Source organism: Burkholderia humptydooensis (genome assembly GCF_001513745.1).
GTDB lineage: Bacteria > Pseudomonadota > Gammaproteobacteria > Burkholderiales > Burkholderiaceae > Burkholderia > Burkholderia humptydooensis.
On sequence record NZ_CP013380.1, the window covers coordinates 3,778,878 to 3,797,325 of the forward strand.

An 18,448-nucleotide genomic window follows, 5' to 3' on the forward strand; every position below is an offset into this window, starting at 1 on the left:
ACCGCCTTCGCGCCCCGGAAAAAAGATCGAGCCACGATCCCGCGCGAACCCCGATCGTTGCGAAAAGATCCGCCAAACGTCGCGGAACGTCGCCGAACCGGCCGGGCCGCCCGAAGCGGCCGCCTGCGCCGAATCGCCCCGCATTGGCTAAAGCGCGCCCGCCCGGCGCTAAAATGGCGTGAGCTTTCCGCCCGTGAGCCCCCGCACGATGAATCATTTTCCCAAACTGCTGTCCTCGCAGATCGGCTTCGACGTCGCGCAGACGATCCTCGAAAACTTCGATCGCCACTACCGGATCTTCCGCGAAGCGGCCGTCGAGGCAAAGGGCCTGTTCGAGCGCGCGGACTGGCACGGGCTGCAGCGGCTCGCGCGCGAGCGCATCACGTCGTACGACGACCGCGTGCGCGAATGCGTCGAGCTGCTCGAGGACGAATACGATGCGGAGAACATCGGCAACGACGTCTGGCCGCAGATCAAGCTGCATTACATCGGCCTGCTGACGTCGCACCGCCAGCCCGAATGCGCGGAGACGTTCTTCAATTCGGTGTGCTGCAAGATCCTGCATCGCGCGTACTTCAACAACGATTTCATCTTCGTGCGCCCGGCGATCTCGACCGAATACATCGAGAACGACGAGCCCGCCGCGAAGCCGACGTACCGCGCATACTATCCGGGCAGCGAGGGGCTCGCCGCGACGCTCGAGCGGATCGTCACGAACTTCCAGCTCAACCCGCCGTTCGAGGATCTCGAGCGCGACATCGCGTGCATCATGCAGGCGATTCACGACGAGTTCGGCACGTTCGACGAAGCGGTGAATTTCCAGATCCACGTGCTGTCGTCGCTGTTCTACCGGAACAAGACCGCGTACGTCGTCGGCCGCATCATCAACGGCGACCGCGTGCTGCCGTTCGCGATGCCGATCCGCCACGTGCGCGCGGGCCTTCTCGCGCTCGACACGGTGCTCCTGCGCCGCGATCAGTTGAAAATCATCTTCAGCTTCTCGCACTCGTACTTCCTCGTCGACATGAACGTGCCGTCCGCCTACGTGCAGTTCCTGCGCTCGGTCATGCCGGGCAAGCCGAAGGCGGAGATCTACACGTCGGTCGGCCTGCAGAAGCAGGGCAAGAACCTGTTCTATCGCGATCTGCTGCATCACCTGTCGCATTCGAGCGACCGCTTCATCATCGCGCCCGGCATCAAGGGCCTCGTGATGCTCGTGTTCACGCTGCCGTCGTTCCCGTACGTGTTCAAGATGATCAAGGATCACTTCCCGCCGCCGAAGGAGACGACGCGCGAGCAGATCATGGGCAAGTACCTGCTCGTCAAGCGCCACGACCGTCTCGGCCGGATGGCGGACACGCTCGAATACTCGAGCGTCGCGCTGCCGCTCGCGCGGCTCGACGACGCACTCGTGCGCGAGCTCGAAAAGGAAGTGCCGTCGCTGATCGAATACGAGGGCGACAACCTCGTCATCAAGCACCTGTACATCGAGCGCCGGATGGTGCCGCTCAACCTGTATCTGCAGAACGGCAGCGACGCCGAGATCGAGCACGGCGTGCGCGAATACGGCAACGCGGTGAAGGAGCTGATGCAGGCGAACATCTTCCCCGGCGACATGCTGTACAAGAACTTCGGCGTGACGCGCCACGGGCGCGTCGTGTTCTACGACTACGACGAGATCGAATATCTAACCGACTGCACCATTCGCCGCGTGCCGCCGCCGCGCAACGAGGAAGACGAGATGTCGGGCGAGCCGTGGTACACGGTCGGCCCGCACGACATCTTCCCGGAAACCTACGCGCCGTTCCTGCTCGGCGATCCGCGCGTGCGCGAGCACTTCATCGCGCATCACGCGGATTTCTTCGATCCGCAGCTCTGGCAGGACAGCAAGGACCGCCTGCTGCGCGGCGAGCTGCCCGATTTTTTCGCCTACGAGCCGTCGCTGCGCTTTTGCATCCGCTATCCGGAGCGCTTCGCGCCAGGCGCCGCGGCCGACGACGGCAAGCGCGCCGCCGCGTGAGCCGCGCCATTTTCATCCCACGGAACCCACTTGAGATGAACACGAACGACCATCCGCTCTCGCATCTGTTCGACAACAACGACGCCTGGGTCAAGCGCAAGCTCGCCGTCGATCCGCAATACTTCTCGCGCCTCGCCGACCAGCAGGCGCCCGAGTATCTGTGGATCGGCTGCTCCGATTCGCGCGTGCCCGCGAACCAGATCATCGGCCTGCCGCCGGGCGAGGTGTTCGTCCACCGCAACATCGCGAACGTCGTCGTGCACACCGATCTGAACTGCCTGTCGGTGATCCAGTTCGCGGTCGACCTGCTGAAGGTCAAGCACATCATGGTCGTCGGCCACTACGGCTGCTCGGGCGTGAACGCGGCGCTGCACAGCCGCCGCGTCGGGCTCGCGGACAACTGGCTGCATCACGTGCAGGACGTGCGCGAGAAGCACGCGGCGCTGCTCGGCGAATGGCCGCTCGGCGAAGCGCGCTATCGGCGCCTGATCGAGCTCAACGCGATCGAGCAGGTCGTCAACGTGTGCCGCACGACGATCGTGAACGACGCGTGGGCGCGCGGCCAGCCGATCACCGTGCACGCGCTCGTGTACGGCGTGCACGACGGCCGGATGCGCAACCTCGGGATGGCCGTGTCGCATCCCGGGCAACTCGATGCGACGTACCGCCGCGCAGTGGGCGCGCTCTCGGCAAAAGGCGCGCATTCGGCGGACAATGACGTCGTGGCGGCCGACGCGGCGCAGCTCGCCGGTGCGGCCGATCTCATTGCCCAAACCATCAAGGAGACGAAACATGACGGCTGTTGATCAGGACCCGATCGTCATCGCGTCGGCGGCGCGCACGCCGATCGCGGGCTTTCAGGGCGACTTCGCGTCGCTCGCCGCGCCGCAACTGGGCGCGGCCGCGATCGCCGCGGCGCTCGAGCGCGCGGGCATCAAGCCCGAGCAGATCGACGAAGCGGTGATGGGCTGCGTGCTGCCCGCGGGGCAGGGACAGGCCCCGGCGCGGCAGGCGGCGCTCGGCGCGAAGCTGCCGCTTTCGGTCGGCTGCACGACGGTCAACAAGATGTGCGGCTCGGGCATGCGCGCGGCGATGTTCGCGCACGACATGCTTGTCGCGGGCTCGGTCGACGTGATCGTCGCGGGCGGCATGGAAAGCATGACGAACGCGCCGTACCTGCTGCCGAAGGCGCGCGCGGGCATGCGCATGGGCCACGGCCAGGTGCTCGACCACATGTTCCTCGACGGCCTGGAGGACGCCTACGACAAGGGCCGCCTGATGGGCACGTTCGCCGAGGAATGCGCGGGCGAATACGCGTTCACGCGGGAGGCGCAGGACGCGTTCGCGATCGAATCGCTCGCGCGCGCGAAGCGGGCGAACGAGGACGGCTCGTTCGCGTGGGAAATCGCGCCCGTGACGGTGGCCGGCAAGAAGGGCGACACGGTGATCGCGCGCGACGAGCAGCCGTTCAAGGCGAACCCCGAGAAGATCCCGACGCTCAAGCCCGCATTCAGCAAGACGGGCACCGTGACCGCCGCGAATTCGTCGTCGATCTCCGACGGCGCGGCCGCGCTCGTGATGATGCGCGCGTCGACGGCGAACCGGCTCGGGCTCGCGCCCCTCGCGCGCGTCGTCGGCCATTCGACGTTCGCGCAAGCGCCGTCGAAGTTCACGACGGCGCCCGTCGGCGCGATCCGGCGCCTGTTCGACAGGAACGGCTGGCGCGCGGCCGAGGTCGATCTGTACGAGATCAACGAGGCGTTCGCCGTCGTCACGATGGCGGCGATGAAGGAGCACGACCTGCCGCACGACAAGGTCAACGTGAACGGCGGCGCGTGCGCGCTCGGCCATCCGATCGGCGCGTCGGGCGCCCGCATCCTCGTCACGCTGATCGGCGCGCTGCGCGCGCGCGGCGGCAAGCGCGGCGTCGCGAGCCTGTGCATCGGCGGCGGCGAGGCGACCGCGATGGGCATCGAACTGATCTGACCTCCGCCACGCACCCGAACAGGAGTCCTTCGATGAAGACCGTATTGATCGTCGGCGCATCGCGCGGCATCGGCCGCGAGTTCGTCGGCCAGTATCTGCATGACGGCTGGCGCGTGATCGCAACGGCGCGCGACGCGGCGTCGCTCGCGTCGCTCGATGTGCTCGGCGCGCGCGCGCTCGCGCTCGACGTCGCGCAGCCCGACGACATCGCGGCGTTCGACGCCCGGCTCGGCGACACCGCGCTCGACGCGGCCGTCGTCGTGTCGGGCGTGTACGGTCCGCGCACGGCGGGCGTCGAGCCCGTCGGCGCGGAGGACTTCGATGCGGTGATGCACACGAACGTGCTCGGCCCGATGCTGCTGATGCCGATCCTGCTGCCGCTCGTCGAGGCGAGCCGCGGTGTCCTCGCGGTGCTGTCGAGCAAGATGGGCAGCATCAGCGAGGCGACCGGCACGACAGGCTGGCTCTACCGCGCGAGCAAGGCAGCGGTGAACGACGCGCTGCGGATCGCGTCGCTGCAGGCGCGGCACGCGGCCTGCATCGCGCTGCATCCGGGCTGGGTGCGCACCGACATGGGCGGCGCGCAGGCCGCGCTCGATCCGCAGACGAGCGTCGCCGGCATGCGCCGCGTGATCGCGCAGGCGGCGGGCGACCGCGAACACGCGAACGGCCGCTTCTTTCAATACGACGGCGTCGAGCTCGGCTGGTGAGCCGGCCGCGCCGCCTCGTTCCTCGAATCACGATGCAAGCCGCGACGAACGTCTCCGGGCGCCCGCTCGATTGCCCGTGCGGCGGCGCCGCGCCCGGCGCGAATGCGAATGCGCGCGCGCCGCGCTACGCGGATTGCTGCGCACGCCTGATCGACGGGCACGCCACCGCCGCGACGGCGCTCGAGCTGATGCGCTCGCGCTATAGCGCATACGTACTTGGCGCAACCGACTACCTGCGCGCGACCTGGGACGCGCGCACCTGCCCGCCCGATCTCGACGCCGATGCCGGCCGCGCCGACGCGCCGCGCTGGCTCGGCCTCGCGATCAAGCGCCATGTGCAGCTCGACGATACGCACGCCGAAGTGGAATTCGTCGCGCGCTACAAAATCGGCGGCCGCGCGCACCGGATGCACGAAACGAGCCGGTTCACGCGCGACGCGCAAGGCGCGTGGCGTTACGTCGACGGCGATGTAAGCGAGCGCTGAGTCCATCGCATCGCTTCGCAGTTCTGCGGATTCGGCGACACATTTCGGCATGGCCGGGTAATTACGGCGTTGCACAACCGAAATTTGTCAGGCTAGGATGGCCCACGTTTGGCGCAACTCGCGTGGGTGGGCTCAGGCATGGCATTCGGCAAGGTGATGACGGGATGGATCGCGGCATGCGTGCTGTCGGCCGCTCAGGCCGGCACGCTTGCGTCCGACGTTCCGTCCGCGTCTGCCGCCGCGCCGCGCGCATCCGGCGCGCTCGCGAACGCCGAGCGCTTCGACTACGGCGATTCGGGCCTGCCGCCCGTCGCCGCGAATCTCAACGAAACGATCATCCGCATTCCGGTCGACGCGGCCGGCACGATCACGCTCGAGGCGACGGTGTTCAAGCCGGACGGCCCCGGCCCGTTCCCGCTCGTCGTCTTCAACCACGGCAAGAATCCCGGCGACCTGCGCGCGCAGCCGCGCAGCCGGCCGCTGTCGTTCGCGCGCGAGTTCGTGCGGCGCGGCTACGCGGTCGTCGCGCCGAACCGCGAAGGCTTCGCGGGCTCGGGCGGCGCGTACGTCCAGGAAGGCTGCGACGTCGAGCGCAACGGCGTCGCGCAGGCGCGCGACGTCGCCGCGACGCTCGGCTACATGTCGAAGCTGCCTTATGTCGACGCGAAGCACGTCGTGGTCGCGGGCACGTCGCACGGCGGGCTCGTGTCGCTCGCATACGGCACCGAGGCCGCGCGCGGCGTGCGCGGGATCATCAACTTCTCGGGCGGGCTGCGCCAGGATCTCTGCGAAGGCTGGCAGAAGAACCTCGTCAACGCGTTCGACACGTACGGCTCGCGCACGCACGTGCCCTCGCTGTGGCTGTACGGCGACAACGATTCGGTGTGGTCGCCCGCGCTCGTCGCGCAACTGCGCGACGCGTACATGTCGCACGGCGCAAGCACGCTCTTCGTCGATTTCGGCCGATACAAGGACGACGCGCACCGGATCATCGTCGATCGCGACGGCGTGCCGATCTGGTGGCCGCCCGTCGCGTCGTTCCTCGCGCAGTTGAGCCTGCCGACGTCGGTGCGCTACGCGGTCGCGAATCCGCACGAGCCGAAGGCGAGCGGCTATGCGGCGATCGAATCGGTCGAAGCGGTGCCCTTCATCGACGACGCCGGCCGCGCCGCGTATCGCCGCTTCCTCGCGCAGCATCCGAGCCGCGCGTTCGCGGTGTCGAGCGAAGGCGCATGGTCGTGGGCCGAAGGCGGCGACGATCCGATGGCGCTCGCGCTCGAAGGCTGCCGCAAGCAGGGCGCGGGGGCATGCCAGTTGTACGCGGTCGACGAGCGCGTCGTGTGGCGCGACGCGGGCACGCAAACGGCCGACGAATCGACGAGCGCGGCGCGCGCGCTCGCGAGCCGCTGACCGGCCGCGCCTGACGATACCGGCCGTCCGGTCGACGGCGACGCGCCGCGCGGCCCTTCCCCGCCGTTTTCTCCAGGTTCTTTCTTCACATCGACGCGACATCGCGCATCGCACGCGCCCTCTTTTCGAGTCGTCAGACGTTTTTCGGCCGCCGCTCGCACGGTTTCCGGCCGACAGGTAGCGACTCTTTGCCGTCGCCTTCTCCCGCGTATTCGGATGATCTGCCCCGAACCGTCGCGAGACGCCGCGAAATGCGCCGAACTCCGCGTCCGGCAAGGCTCCGGCGTTTTGTAACGAGTACTGCAGCCGAGCGCAAAACACGCTAATCTCAGCGCCGGTTTTCGATTTGCACACGCGTTTTCTTCGCCATCCGATCGCACGCGTTCTCGCTGTCGATCCCGCATGAACGAGCGGCGCTTCGCGCGCCCTCGACACGTTCTGGTCCCGGAGCAGTCCTTGAGCACACACGCAACCGACGACTGGGTCGCGCGCAGCCTGCGCGCGGTCTGGCATCCCTGCACGCAGATGAAGCACCACGAGCGGCTGCCGCTCATTCCCGTCGCGCGCGGCGAACGCGCGTGGCTGTTCGATCGCGCGGGCAACCGCTATCTCGACGCGATCAGCTCGTGGTGGGTGAACCTGTTCGGCCACGCGAACCCGCGCATCAACGCGGCGCTGAAGCAGCAGCTCGACACGCTCGAGCACGCGATGCTCGCCGGCTGCACGCACGAAAGCGCGATCGAGCTCGCCGAGCGGCTCGCCGCGCGCACGCAGCACACGCTCGGCCATGCGTTCTTCGCGTCGGACGGTGCATCGGCCGTCGAGATCGCGCTGAAGATGAGCTTCCACACGTGGCGCAATCGCGGCCGCGGCGACAAGCGCGAATTCGTCTGCATCGCGAACGGTTATCACGGCGAGACGATCGGCGCGCTCGGCGTCACCGACGTCGCGCTGTTCAAGGACGCATACGATCCGCTGATTCGCACGGCGCACGTCGTCGCATCGCCGGACGCGCGCGGCGCGCGCGACGGCGAAACGGCGGCCGACGTCGCCGCGCGCGCGCTCGGCGACGTGAAGCGCCTGTTCGCCGAGCGCGGCGAGAAGATCGCCGCGCTGATCGTCGAGCCGCTCGTGCAATGCGCGGCGGGCTTCGCGATGCACGATCCGTCATACGTGCGCGGCCTGCGCGCGCTGTGCGACGCGCACGACGTGCATCTGATCGCCGACGAGATCGCGGTGGGTTGCGGGCGCACCGGCACGTTCTTCGGGTGCGAGCAGGCGAGCGTGTGGCCCGATTTCCTGTGCCTGTCGAAGGGCATCAGCGGCGGCTATCTGCCGCTGTCGCTCGTGCTGTCGCGCGACGCGATCTTCGACGCGTTCTACGACGACGACGTGACGCGCGGCTTCCTGCATTCGCATTCGTACACGGGCAATCCGCTCGCGTGCCGCGCGGCCGTCGCGACGCTCGATCTGTTCGACGAAGACGATGTGCTTGCCGAAAACGCGCGCAAGGCCGCGCTGATGCGCGACGCGCTCGCGCCGCTCGCGTCGCATCCGCAGGTACGCCACCTGCGCGAGCGCGGCACGATCTTCGCGTTCGACGTCGCGCTCGAAGGCGATGCGGCGCAGACGTTCCCGCGCCGCTTCTTCGGGCACGCGCTCGCGCGCGAGACGCTGCTGCGCCCGATCGGCACGACGGTCTATCTGATGCCGCCTTACATCCTCGACGACGGCGAGATCGAATGGCTCGCCTCGCGCACGCGCGCGACGCTCGACGCCACGCTTTCGGAGGCTCACGCATGAATCTGCTCGCCACGCTCGAACGCGGCCTCGCCGACATCGACGCGCAAGGGCTGCGCCGCCGCCGCCGCATCGCGGACACCGCGTGCGGCGCGCACATGAGCGTCGACGGCCGCGAGATCGTCGGCTTCGCGAGCAACGACTATCTCGGGCTCGCCGCGCATCCGCGCCTCGTCGAAGCGTTCGCCGAAGGCGCGCGCCGCTACGGCTCGGGCAGCGGCGGCTCGCATCTGCTCGGCGGCCACTCGCGCGCGCACGCGGCGCTCGAGGACGAGCTCGCCGCGTTCTCGGGCGGCTTCTCCGATGCGCCGCGCGCGCTCTACTTCAGCACCGGCTACATGGCGAACCTCGCCGCGCTCACCGCGCTCGCGGGCCGCGGCGCGACGATCTTCTCCGACGCGCTCAATCATGCGTCGCTGATCGACGGCGCGCGGCTGTCGCGCGCGAACGTGCAGGTCTATCCGCACGGCGACGCCGACGCGCTCGAGATGCTCCTGCGCGCCTGCGACGCGCCGGCGAAGCTGATCGTCTCCGACACCGTGTTCAGCATGGGCGGCGACGTCGCGCCGCTCGCGCGCCTCGTCGCGCTCGCCGAGGCGCATGGCGCATGGCTCGTCGTCGACGACGCGCACGGCTTCGGCGTGCTCGGCCCGCAAGGCCGCGGCGCGCTCGCCGCGCAGGGGCTGCGCTCGCCGAACCTCGTCTGCGTCGGCACGCTCGGCAAGGCGGCGGGCGTCGCGGGCGCGTTCGTCGTCGCGCACGAGACCGTGATCGAATGGCTCGTGCAGCGCGCGCGCAGCTACATCTTCACGACGGCCGCGCCGCCGTCCGTCGCGTGCGCGGTGTCCGCGAGCCTCGCGATCATCGCGGGCGACGAAGGCGACGCGCGCCGCGCGCATCTCGGCGCGCTGATCGAGCGCACGCGCGCGATCCTGCGCGCGACGCCCTGGCGGCCGGTCGATTCGCACACGGCCGTGCAGCCGCTCGTGATCGGCAGCAACGAAGCGACGCTCGCCGCGATGGCCGCGCTCGACGCGCAGGGCCTGTGGGTGCCCGCGATCCGGCCGCCGACGGTGCCGGCCGGCACGTCGCGGCTGCGGATCTCGCTGTCGGCCGCGCATTCGTTCGACGATCTCGCGCGCCTCGAAGCGGCGCTCGTCACACGGGTCGAGGCCGCCGCATGAGTGCGCCGCTTTCGCTGTTCGTGACGGGCACCGATACCGGGATCGGCAAGACCCTGGTGTCGGCCGCGCTGCTGCGCGGCTTCGCGCGCGCTGGGCTGCGCGCGGCCGCGATGAAGCCGGTCGCCGCGGGCGCGTACGAGCGCGACGGCGTGCGGCGCAACGAAGACGCCGACCAGCTCGACGCGGCCGCGAACGTCGCGCTGCCCCCGGAAATCCGCACACCGTTCCTGCTGGAGGCGGCCGCCGCGCCGCACATCGCCGCCGCGCGCGAAGGCGTGACGCTCGACATCGGCATGATCGTCGGCGCGCATCGCCGCGCGTGCGAGAGGGTGGACGTTGTCGTCGTCGAAGGCGTCGGCGGCTTTCGCGTGCCGCTCACCGACGCGCGCGACACCGCCGATCTGGCGGTCGCGCTCGGCCTGCCGGTGGTGCTCGTCGTCGGCGTGCGGCTCGGCTGCATCAGCCACGCGCTCCTCACCGCCGACGCGATCGCCGCGCGCGGCCTCGCGATCGCCGGCTGGGTCGCGAACCGCGTCGATCCGGCGATGAACTTCGCCGACGACAACGTCGGCACGCTGCGCGCATGGCTCGAACGCGAGCACCGCGCGCCGCTTCTCGGCGACATCGCGCACATGAGCCCGCCGTCGCCCGACGCGGCGTCGAAGGCGCTCGACGTGAACCGCTTGCTGCATGCGCTGCGCGCGGCCGCGCCGCACTGACGTTTCGCCCGCTCATCGCCGATTTTTCGAATCGATCCCTGACCGAAGGATGACCGACATGACTCAAGCTCAAACCGCTCCCGCGACGACCGAAACGCCGGTGGCCGCGCCCGCCGCGCCGCGCTGGCGCGTCGCCGACGTGATCGCGCTCTACGAGCTGCCGTTCAACGATCTGCTGTTCCGCGCGCAGCAGGCGCACCGCGAGCACTTCGATGCGAATGCGATCCAGCTCTCGACGCTGCTGTCGATCAAGACGGGCGGCTGCGAGGAAGACTGCGGCTACTGCTCGCAATCCGCACACCACGAAACCGGCCTGAAGGCGGAGAAGCTGATGGAAGTGGACGCCGTGCTCGCCGCCGCGCGCACCGCGAAGGAAAACGGCGCGACGCGCTTCTGCATGGGCGCCGCGTGGCGCAATCCGAAGGATCGGCACATCGAACCGATCAAGGACATGATCCGCGGCGTGAAGGAGATGGGCCTCGAGACGTGCGTGACGCTCGGCATGCTCGAAGCGCACCAGGCGAAGGCGCTTGCCGAAGCGGGCCTCGACTACTACAACCACAACCTCGACACGTCGCCCGAGTTCTACGGGCAGATCATCTCGACGCGCACGTACCAGGATCGCCTCGACACGCTCGAGCGCGTGCGCGACGCGGGCATCAACGTGTGCTGCGGCGGGATCATCGGGATGGGCGAATCGCGCCGCGAGCGCGCGGGCCTCATCGCGCAGCTCGCGAACATGGACCCGTATCCGGAATCGGTGCCGATCAACAATCTCGTCGCGATCGAGGGCACGCCGCTCGAGAATGCGCAGGCGCTCGATCCGTTCGAGTTCGTGCGCACGATCGCGGTCGCGCGCATCACGATGCCGAAGGCGATGGTGCGGCTGTCGGCGGGCCGCGAGCAGCTCGACGATTCGATGCAGGCGCTGTGCTTCCTCGCCGGCGCGAATTCGATGTTCTACGGCGACGTGCTGCTGACGACCGGCAACCCGCGCGCCGAAGCGGACCGCAAGCTGCTCGCGCGGCTCGGGATGTCGGCCGCCGAAGCGACGCAGTTGAGCGCCTGAACGTCGGCCGCGGCCAGGCAACAAGCCGGGCGAGGTCCCGGCTTCCTTCGTCGTGCACGGCGCACGACGCTGCGCGCGACCGACGTGCTACCCCCGCGCCGCCGCATCGAGCGCCGCGCGCGCCTTCGCGACGAGCCGCTCGTCGACCGGCGCGAGCACGTCGCCGCGCTCGCGCACGCCCGAGCCGAAGTGCACGGCCCGCACGCCCGTGGCGCGCACGAAATCGCCGAGCGCATCGACGGTGAGCCCCGCGCCCGCGAGCACCGTGCACGTCGCGCCCTCGGCGCGCTGCACCATCCGCGCGACGACGTCGCGCGCATCGAGCACCGACGGATGCCCACCCGAGGTCAGCACCGACGTGACGGACGGCACGCGCAACAACGTGTCGAGCGCGGCGTTCAGATCGCGCGCGACGTCGAACGCGCGATGGAACGTGAGGTCGCGCCCGTCGGCCGCATCGGCGATGCGCTGCAATGCGTCGAGATCGATGTCGCCGTGCGCGTCGAGCATTCCGAACACCACGCCGTTCGCGCCCGCCGCGACGGCCGCGCGCACGTCGCGCGCGATCGCCGCGAGCTCGCTCGCGTCATAGTGGAACGAGCGGCTGTGCGGCCGCACGATCACGTTCACGGGAATCGGCGCCGCGGCGATGACGGCTTCGATCACGCCGACGCTCGGCGTCAAGCCGCCTTCGCTGATCGCGGTCACGAGTTCGAGGCGGTCGGCGCCCGCGCGGGCGGCGGCTTTCGCATCGCCGATCGTCGTCGCGATGACTTCGAGAAGGATCGAGGAAGCTGGCATGCAAGCGCCCTGGGACGAGTTGAACCAGCCAGCATCGTAACCGACGGCGCGAACGCGCGTGTAACGGCCGAGCGGGCGGAATGCGGCCGGGGCGGCGCGCCGCATCACGTCGCTTTGCCGGATTGCGCCGCGTTGCTTCGCCTTGCCCGGACCGGTTCGGCCTCGCACGCGAAGCGCAGCGTCTCACGCGCAAAACGAATCGCGCATCAATCGAGATAGTCCGCATACTCCTTGCGCGCATACGACTGCAGTTGCCGCCACGGCGGCGCCTTCGCGCGCGGCGCGGGCGTGAGCGTCAGCTTGCGCGATGCATGGCCGTCCGCGCTGCGGTATTCGACGACGAGCGGCGCCTGCAGCGCGTCGCTCCACAAAATGCGATTGACGCCCTGCGCGCGCGGCGCGCCGACCGTCTGCTCATACCAGCGCGTGCCGGGCGCGGGCCCCGGCTTCGACTTCGCGGCGAGGCGTTTCAGTTGCGACGGCGGCGTGATGTAGAACGCGTTGTCCCACGAGCCGTCGAAGCCCGTCGTCTCGTACTCGGCGGGCGGCACCGCGACGACCGTGCGCTGCGCCGCATCGACGTATTCGACGCCGATCTTGCCGCCGTCGTTCGTCACGTGCCGCGCGGCCGCGTCGAAATCGAAATGCTTGTGGCCCGCGTGCGCATGCGCATCGCCGGCTTCCGCGCGCTTCGCGCCGGCAGGCAGCACGCGCTCGATCCAGACGTGCCCATCCCGGCGCACCATCCGCTCCCGATACGTGACGGTGCGCGTCACGCCGTCCGCGCTCACCGTCATGCTCTCGTGCAGCAGCACCGCATCGAGCTCCGGGGCGGGGGCGGCGGCGCGCGCCGCGATCGCCGGCGCGGCGGCGAGCATGGCCGCCGCGCCGAACGCCGCGCACGCGCGCCGCGCGGCGACGCGTTGCATCGCGGACATCATCAGCATTGCGGCCATTGCGCTCAGAACCCGAACGCCGACTTCACGAGACCGAACACCTTCGTGTTGTCGAGCGTGCCCTTGAACGCCTTCGCGCCGGCGCCGTCGGCGAACAGCATCACGTCGCCGCCGCCGTGCGTCTCGGAGCCCGCGCTGCCCATCCGCACGCCGACTTCCTGAAGGTACGCGTCGTTCGTCGCCGTTGCCGAATCCACCGGCGCGCGCACGTTCGGCCGGTTCGCGCCGTTGCCGAACACGAGCGTCGTGTAGGTGTTGCCGTCGGCGTCCTTGTTCGGCTGGCCGTCGCGATAGCTGCGGCTGATGTCGAGAACCGGATTGCCGCGCTTCGAATAGCCGTTGATCGTCATCGTATGGTCGTGGTCGGCCGTCACGACGATCAGCGTGTTCGACAGATCGACCTTCGCGAGCGCGGTGCGGATCGCCTCGTCGAACGCCGCCGTGTCTTCGAGCGCGCGCTTCGCGTTCGTGCCGTGCAGCGCGTGATCGATGCGCCCGCCTTCGACCATCAGGAAATAGCCGTTCGGATTCTTCTGCAGCACGTCGATCGCCTTCGCGGTCATCTCCGCGAGGCTCGGCTGCGTCGCGCCCTCGCCCTTGCCCGCGACGCGGTCGAGCTCGTATTCGAGATGGCTCGTCGTGCTGAAGAGTCCGATCAGCTTGGCCGCGCCCGCCTGCGCGAGCTGGTCCTTCGTCGCGACGACCGCGTAGCCCTTCGCCTGCAGCTCGGCGAGCAGGTTGCGCCCGTCCGCGCGGCCGCGCTTGTTCGCGACCGGATCGTACGGCGTCCAGTGATTGCGGCCGCCGCCCATCAGCACGTCGACGCCGTCGCCGAGGGCCGCGTTGTAGCCCGCGCCGCCCGGCACCGCCTGCGCGGCGATGTCGTACTGCGCGTCGCGATGGCAGATGTGCGAATACGTCGCGGCGGGCGTCGCGTGCGTAAGCTCGGTCGTCGTGATCGCGCCGACCGCCTTGCCGCGCGCCTTCGCGAGCTCGAGCAGCGTCGACACCGGCTTGCCGTTGCCCGCGACGCAGTTGTTCACCGTCTTGTTGCCGTTCGCGTCGCTGCCGGGCGCGATCGCGCGCGTGTCCGACGACATCGACAGCACCTCGTTGTTCATCTTCACGCCGGTCATGTACGCGGCCATCGATGGCGCGCTGTCGGTGGTCTGCGCGTCGTTCGAGAAGGTCTTGATGCGCGCGGTGCGCGGCAGCTTCTCCATCGTCAACTGACCGGCCTCGCCGACCTTGTAGAGGCGGCTCGCCGTCACGGTGGTCGGCCCCATCCCGTCGCCGAGGAAAAAGATCACGTTCTTCGCCTGGCCCGCGGCGTGCGCCGCCTGGCCGACACCGCCCGAGAGGGCCGCCGCGGCGAACGCCGCCGCCGCGATGCGCTTGATAGTCGACATCCTGTATTCCCCTGTTCCGTCCAAGCCGCGCTCAGAGCTGCGCCGCGCTGCGCACGAGCTCGAACACCTTGTTGTTCTCGATCACGCCGTGAAAGCCTTCCGCGCCGCGGCCGATCGCGCCGAGGAACACGTCGGTGCCGCCGTGCGTCTCGCCGCCCTTCGCCATCCGCACGACCGCTTCCTGGCGATAGTCGTCCGCGCCCGTCACCGCGTCGGTGAGGCTCGTGCCCGCGCGGCTGCCCTGCACGCGGTTCTCGCCGTTGCCGAAGCCGATGATCGTGTACGGCGCGCCGTCCGCGTCCTTCGCGACCGCGCCCGTCTGATAGTTGCGCAGCACGCCGAGCACGCCCGGCTTGCCCGCTTCCGTCTTGCCCGTGCGCGCCGCGTAGCCGTTCAGCACCAGCGTGTGGTCGTGGTCGGCCGTCACGACGACGAGCGTGTTCTTCAGATCCGGATCGGTCTGGCGAACCTTGTCGAGCGTCGCCTTGATCGCGTTGTCGAACGCCACCGTGTCCTGCAGCGCGCGCTTCGCATTCGTGTCGTGCAGCGCGTGATCGATGCGCCCGCCTTCGACCATCAGGAAATAGCCGTTCGGGTTCTTCTGCAGCACGTCGAGCGCGCGCGTCGCCATGTCGGCGAGGCTCGGCTCCTTCGTCGCGCCGCGGTCGAGGTCGTAGCTCATGTGGCTCGCTGCGAACAGGCCGGCGAGCTTGCCGCTCTTCGCCGCATCGGCGGCGAAGAGCTCGTCGCGGTTCTGCGCGATCGCGTAGCCCTTCGCCTTCAGCTCGTTCACGAGATTGCGGCCGTCCGCGCGCTTGCCGCCCGCGTCCTTCGGCACGAAGAACTGCGCGCCGCCGCCCAGCACGACGTCGACGCCGTTGCCGAGCGCCGCGTTGTAGCCCGCGCCGCCCGGCACGAGCTGCGCGGCGATGTCGTTCTCGGCGTCGCGATGGCACACGTGCGCGTAGGTCGCCGCAGGCGTCGCGTGCGTGACGCGGGTCGTCGTGACGACGCCCGTGGCGAGCCCCTTCGCCTTCGCGATCTCGAGCAGCGTCGGCACCGGTTTGCCGTTGTTCGCGCCGCAGTTGCCGGTGAGGCTCGCGGTCGGCTCGATCGCCTTCGTGTCGGGCGTCATCGAGATCACTTCGTTATTCGTCTTCACGCCCGTCATGTACGCGGACATCGACGGCGCGCTGTCCGTCACCTGCGCATCGTTCGAATAGGTCTTCACGAACGCGGTCTCGGGCAGCGTGTCGAGCGTGAGCGCGCCGTCCTCGCCGACCGCGTAGATGCGCGCGGCCGTCAGCGTCGTCATCCCCATCCCGTCGCCCAGAAAGAAGATGACGTTGCGCGCGGCACTCGCTTGCGCGCCGTCGTCCGATGCGCCCGGCGTCTTCGGCTCGTCGCTGCCGCAGCCCGCCGCCGCGAAGACGCTCGCGCAAAGGAGCGCGGCCAATCTCACTCGCTGCTTCATGTTTTCGGCTTCCCGTTGGTGTGATTTCTTTCAAAAACGCAAGGACGATACGGGGGCGATATGACGCGAATGTGAATGAAATTGAAAGAACCTGGAATGGCAATTGAATGGTTTTGCGCGGAAGGCGGATTGCGCCGGCCGTCGGCTACGCATGCCTCTTTGCGAATGGTCCCGGCGGACGTTTTCAATGCACGCCTTCCCGACGAACGAGCGCCGGTCAGCCGCCGTCGCCGAACGCGCGACAGCGCTCGCGCCCTCGCTTCGCGCGCGTCGGGGCCGGCGCGTCAGTCGCCGCCGCGCGCGGCGAGGCGCCAGCCCGCGACGGCAAGCAGCGCCGCGATCCACGCGAGCCGCAGCGAGGTCGATGGCTGCAGCCAGACGACGAGCGTCATCGCGACGATCGCGACGAAGCTGCCGAACACATGGAACAGCGCGGCAAACGCGTTGCGCAGCACGTTCATGACGCCGCCTGCCTGAAGTAGGCCGTCGCGGCCGGGCGATACAGGATGAACAGGAACAGCGCGATCAGCGCGGCGACGACGATCAGCATGCCCTTGAACGGCGTCGTGAATGAGGAGATCGCGAATCCGGCGAGCGCGACGATCGCGTAGAGCGTGCGTCCCCAGATCCGCCGCTTCAATATCGCGACGCCGGCGGCGAGATGCAGCCCCTCGCTGACGACGGCGATCGCGACGGTCGCCTCGAGCGGCAGCGGCGAGTAGCGCAGGATCGCGACGGCATTCGGATCGCGCAGCGAAAGCGGCAGCGAGATCAGCCCGATCACGTTCGAGACGATGACGAACCACGCAAGGACGGTCAACGAAAGCGGTCTTTTCATGATTGTTCTTCGCGTTGTGCCGATGACGGGATCGCTTGATGCCGGCCCGGCATCGCAATCCTCAGCGCATTCTCGGCCTCGCGTTCGCAAAATGCAACGGCGTGCCGCCGCCGGTCGCGTCCACGGTGACGCGCAAAAGAATCCGCAAACGCCCGCGAACCGCCCGCGGCGTTGGAAGGCTCGAATGCACGAGCCAAGAGCGCGTTGCTCGCAGCGCGTCGCGAGGCCGGATCGCACGCAGAGGAAACAACGCCCGATCGAATCAAAAACTCAAACAAAAATCGCAATTAATTTCGCAGACACATTGCAAACCTACGTTTGCTGCAGCAACGCCCGCACGCCGCGCATCGCGCTTCAAATACATCACGCCGCGACTTCAAGAAACCCCTTCACGAACGTTCGCAGCTCATTACCGATCTTTCATTCAGGATATCCATATGAAAAAAATCGCCCTGCTTTGTGTAATCTCCGCCGCCATGCTGTCCGCGTGCGGGGGTGGCGACGACGTCGCCCCGGTGCCGGGCGCGGTAGCGGCCAATGCCGCCCCCGTGCCGAACACCGCGACCGCGAGCGGTTACACGCTGTCCGTCTTCGCGAAGGCGCCCTCCTCGAACGCCAAGCCGGATTCGATCGTCCGCTACAACGACACGGTCTTCATCGGCTACCAGATGGCGGGCGACGTGAAGGACGGCTCGGTGCCGAACCTGACGAACACGATCGTCCAGTACGATCTGAACGGCAACGTGCTCAAGTCCTACGTGGTGCCGGGCCATGTGGACGGTCTGATGGCGCGCGCCGACACGAACGCGCTTTGGGCGATGGCAAACGAGGACGGCAACCCGGAGCTGACGATCATCGATCTCGCGTCGGGCAACCAGAAAACGTATCTGCCGACCGTCAATCCGACCGCGCATGGCGGCGGCTTCGACGACATGCAGCTACTGAACGGCGTCATCTACGTGAGCGCGTCGAATCCGACGACGCCGGGTGCCGCGCCGACCGTCGTGTCGCTCACGCTCAATCCGAACGGCACGACATTCGACGTCGCGCCGGTGCTGGCCGGTAACGCGCAGGCGATCGACGTGACGCCGACGGTCGGCGGCGCGGCGAACCCGACCTACAACCAGCCGGTCACGCTGAGCCTGACCGATCCGGATTCCGAAGCGATCGATTCGGCCGGCGACCTCATGCTGGACAGCCAGGCCGACGGCAAGCTGGTATTCATCCACAACCCCGGCCCAGCGCAAACGGTCAGCGTGCTGACGCTCACGCTCTACAACGACAAGGACGGTCCGGTCTATCCTGTCGACGATACGCGCTGGGTGCCGGCGTCCGGCCCCGTGGGCAAGACCTTCATGCTCTTCACCGATGCGAGCAACACGACCTATCGGGTCGATGCGCCGTTCAAGCAGGGCGATGCGTACAGCGCCGGACAAGGTCAGGTCATGCAGCTCGACACGAAGACGGGGCACCTGACCCCGGTGGTCGCGGGCATCGGCAGCGCATCGGCGCTGCAGGACCCGCACGGGATGCTGTTTGTCGCGCTCTGACGGCGCGCCGTCCGCCGCATGATCGCGATGCGGCGCA

The 18,448-nt window shown here is 68.8% G+C and carries 17 protein-coding genes; 11 read left to right on the plus strand and 6 right to left on the minus strand.

Going from position 1 to position 18,448, the window contains the following annotated elements; translation table 11 throughout:
• Window positions 1-208 precede the first annotated feature (208 nt).
• The 10 genes from aceK to bioB all read left to right on the plus strand — a co-directional run bounded on the left by aceK (window position 209) and on the right by bioB (window position 11,383).
• Window positions 209-2,020 (plus strand): bifunctional isocitrate dehydrogenase kinase/phosphatase, encoded by a 1,812-nt coding sequence (gene aceK / locus AQ610_RS16835; RefSeq protein WP_009911118.1) that lies wholly within the window; start codon window positions 209-211, stop codon window positions 2,018-2,020.
• 35 nt (window positions 2,021-2,055) lie between these two features.
• A complete protein-coding gene (can, locus tag AQ610_RS16840; RefSeq protein ID WP_006024338.1) occupies window positions 2,056-2,826 on the plus strand; it encodes a carbonate dehydratase in 771 nt (256 codons plus the stop codon).
• Window positions 2,813-4,006 (plus strand): acetyl-CoA C-acetyltransferase, encoded by a 1,194-nt coding sequence (locus tag AQ610_RS16845; protein WP_006024337.1) that lies wholly within the window; start codon window positions 2,813-2,815, stop codon window positions 4,004-4,006. Before can ends, AQ610_RS16845 begins: the two co-directional genes overlap by 14 nt.
• A 32-nt stretch (window positions 4,007-4,038) precedes the next feature.
• A complete protein-coding gene (locus tag AQ610_RS16850; RefSeq protein WP_015601344.1) occupies window positions 4,039-4,716 on the plus strand; it encodes an SDR family oxidoreductase in 678 nt (225 codons plus the stop codon).
• 32 nt (window positions 4,717-4,748) lie between these two features.
• On the plus strand, window positions 4,749-5,201 hold the full coding sequence (locus AQ610_RS16855) for a YchJ family protein (RefSeq protein ID WP_009911115.1): 453 nt from the start codon (window positions 4,749-4,751) through the stop codon (window positions 5,199-5,201).
• Between the two features lie 138 nt (window positions 5,202-5,339).
• Entirely contained in the window at window positions 5,340-6,611 is a 1,272-nt protein-coding gene (locus tag AQ610_RS16860) for a dienelactone hydrolase family protein (RefSeq protein ID WP_162486753.1), read from the plus strand.
• 456 nt (window positions 6,612-7,067) lie between these two features.
• The gene (gene bioA, locus AQ610_RS16865) at window positions 7,068-8,414 is read left to right on the plus strand and encodes an adenosylmethionine--8-amino-7-oxononanoate transaminase (protein ID WP_009911113.1); all 1,347 of its coding nucleotides are present in this window, start codon (window positions 7,068-7,070) and stop codon (window positions 8,412-8,414) included.
• Window positions 8,411-9,595, plus strand: coding sequence for an 8-amino-7-oxononanoate synthase (gene bioF / locus AQ610_RS16870; protein WP_006024332.1), 1,185 nt, complete (start codon window positions 8,411-8,413; stop codon window positions 9,593-9,595). The genes bioA and bioF overlap by 4 nt, the downstream gene beginning before the upstream one ends.
• Window positions 9,592-10,314: a dethiobiotin synthase gene (gene bioD, locus AQ610_RS16875; protein WP_006024331.1), complete on the plus strand. Its 723-nt coding sequence runs from the start codon at window positions 9,592-9,594 to the stop codon at window positions 10,312-10,314. Before bioF ends, bioD begins: the two co-directional genes overlap by 4 nt.
• Window positions 10,315-10,372: 58 nt before the next feature.
• The gene (bioB, locus tag AQ610_RS16880) at window positions 10,373-11,383 is read left to right on the plus strand and encodes a biotin synthase BioB (RefSeq protein WP_015601451.1); all 1,011 of its coding nucleotides are present in this window, start codon (window positions 10,373-10,375) and stop codon (window positions 11,381-11,383) included.
• An 87-nt stretch (window positions 11,384-11,470) separates the two neighbouring features.
• Here bioB and AQ610_RS16885 read toward each other — a convergent pair whose 3' ends face one another.
• From AQ610_RS16885 to AQ610_RS16905, 6 genes are all read right to left on the minus strand, one after another.
• Window positions 11,471-12,184 carry a copper homeostasis protein CutC gene (locus AQ610_RS16885; protein ID WP_015600809.1) on the minus strand — a complete coding sequence of 238 codons (714 nt, stop codon included), beginning with the start codon at window positions 12,182-12,184 and terminating at the stop codon, window positions 11,471-11,473.
• 206 nt (window positions 12,185-12,390) lie between these two features.
• The gene (locus tag AQ610_RS16890) at window positions 12,391-13,140 is read right to left on the minus strand and encodes a hypothetical protein (RefSeq protein ID WP_041861773.1); all 750 of its coding nucleotides are present in this window, start codon (window positions 13,138-13,140) and stop codon (window positions 12,391-12,393) included.
• Between the two features lie 5 nt (window positions 13,141-13,145).
• Window positions 13,146-14,549 (minus strand): alkaline phosphatase, encoded by a 1,404-nt coding sequence (locus AQ610_RS16895; protein ID WP_006024327.1) that lies wholly within the window; start codon window positions 14,547-14,549, stop codon window positions 13,146-13,148.
• 31 nt (window positions 14,550-14,580) lie between these two features.
• On the minus strand, window positions 14,581-16,023 hold the full coding sequence (locus tag AQ610_RS16900) for an alkaline phosphatase (RefSeq protein WP_043281955.1): 1,443 nt from the start codon (window positions 16,021-16,023) through the stop codon (window positions 14,581-14,583).
• A 284-nt stretch (window positions 16,024-16,307) separates the two neighbouring features.
• Window positions 16,308-16,484 carry a hypothetical protein gene (locus tag AQ610_RS36860; RefSeq protein WP_006024325.1) on the minus strand — a complete coding sequence of 59 codons (177 nt, stop codon included), beginning with the start codon at window positions 16,482-16,484 and terminating at the stop codon, window positions 16,308-16,310.
• The gene (locus AQ610_RS16905) at window positions 16,481-16,861 is read right to left on the minus strand and encodes a hypothetical protein (protein ID WP_006024324.1); all 381 of its coding nucleotides are present in this window, start codon (window positions 16,859-16,861) and stop codon (window positions 16,481-16,483) included. The genes AQ610_RS36860 and AQ610_RS16905 overlap by 4 nt, the downstream gene beginning before the upstream one ends.
• Before the next feature lie 437 nt (window positions 16,862-17,298).
• Here AQ610_RS16905 and AQ610_RS16910 point away from each other — a divergent pair, with 437 nt between their 5' ends.
• Window positions 17,299-18,411 (plus strand): hypothetical protein, encoded by a 1,113-nt coding sequence (locus AQ610_RS16910; RefSeq protein ID WP_043281954.1) that lies wholly within the window; start codon window positions 17,299-17,301, stop codon window positions 18,409-18,411.
• Window positions 18,412-18,448: the final 37 nt, after the last annotated feature.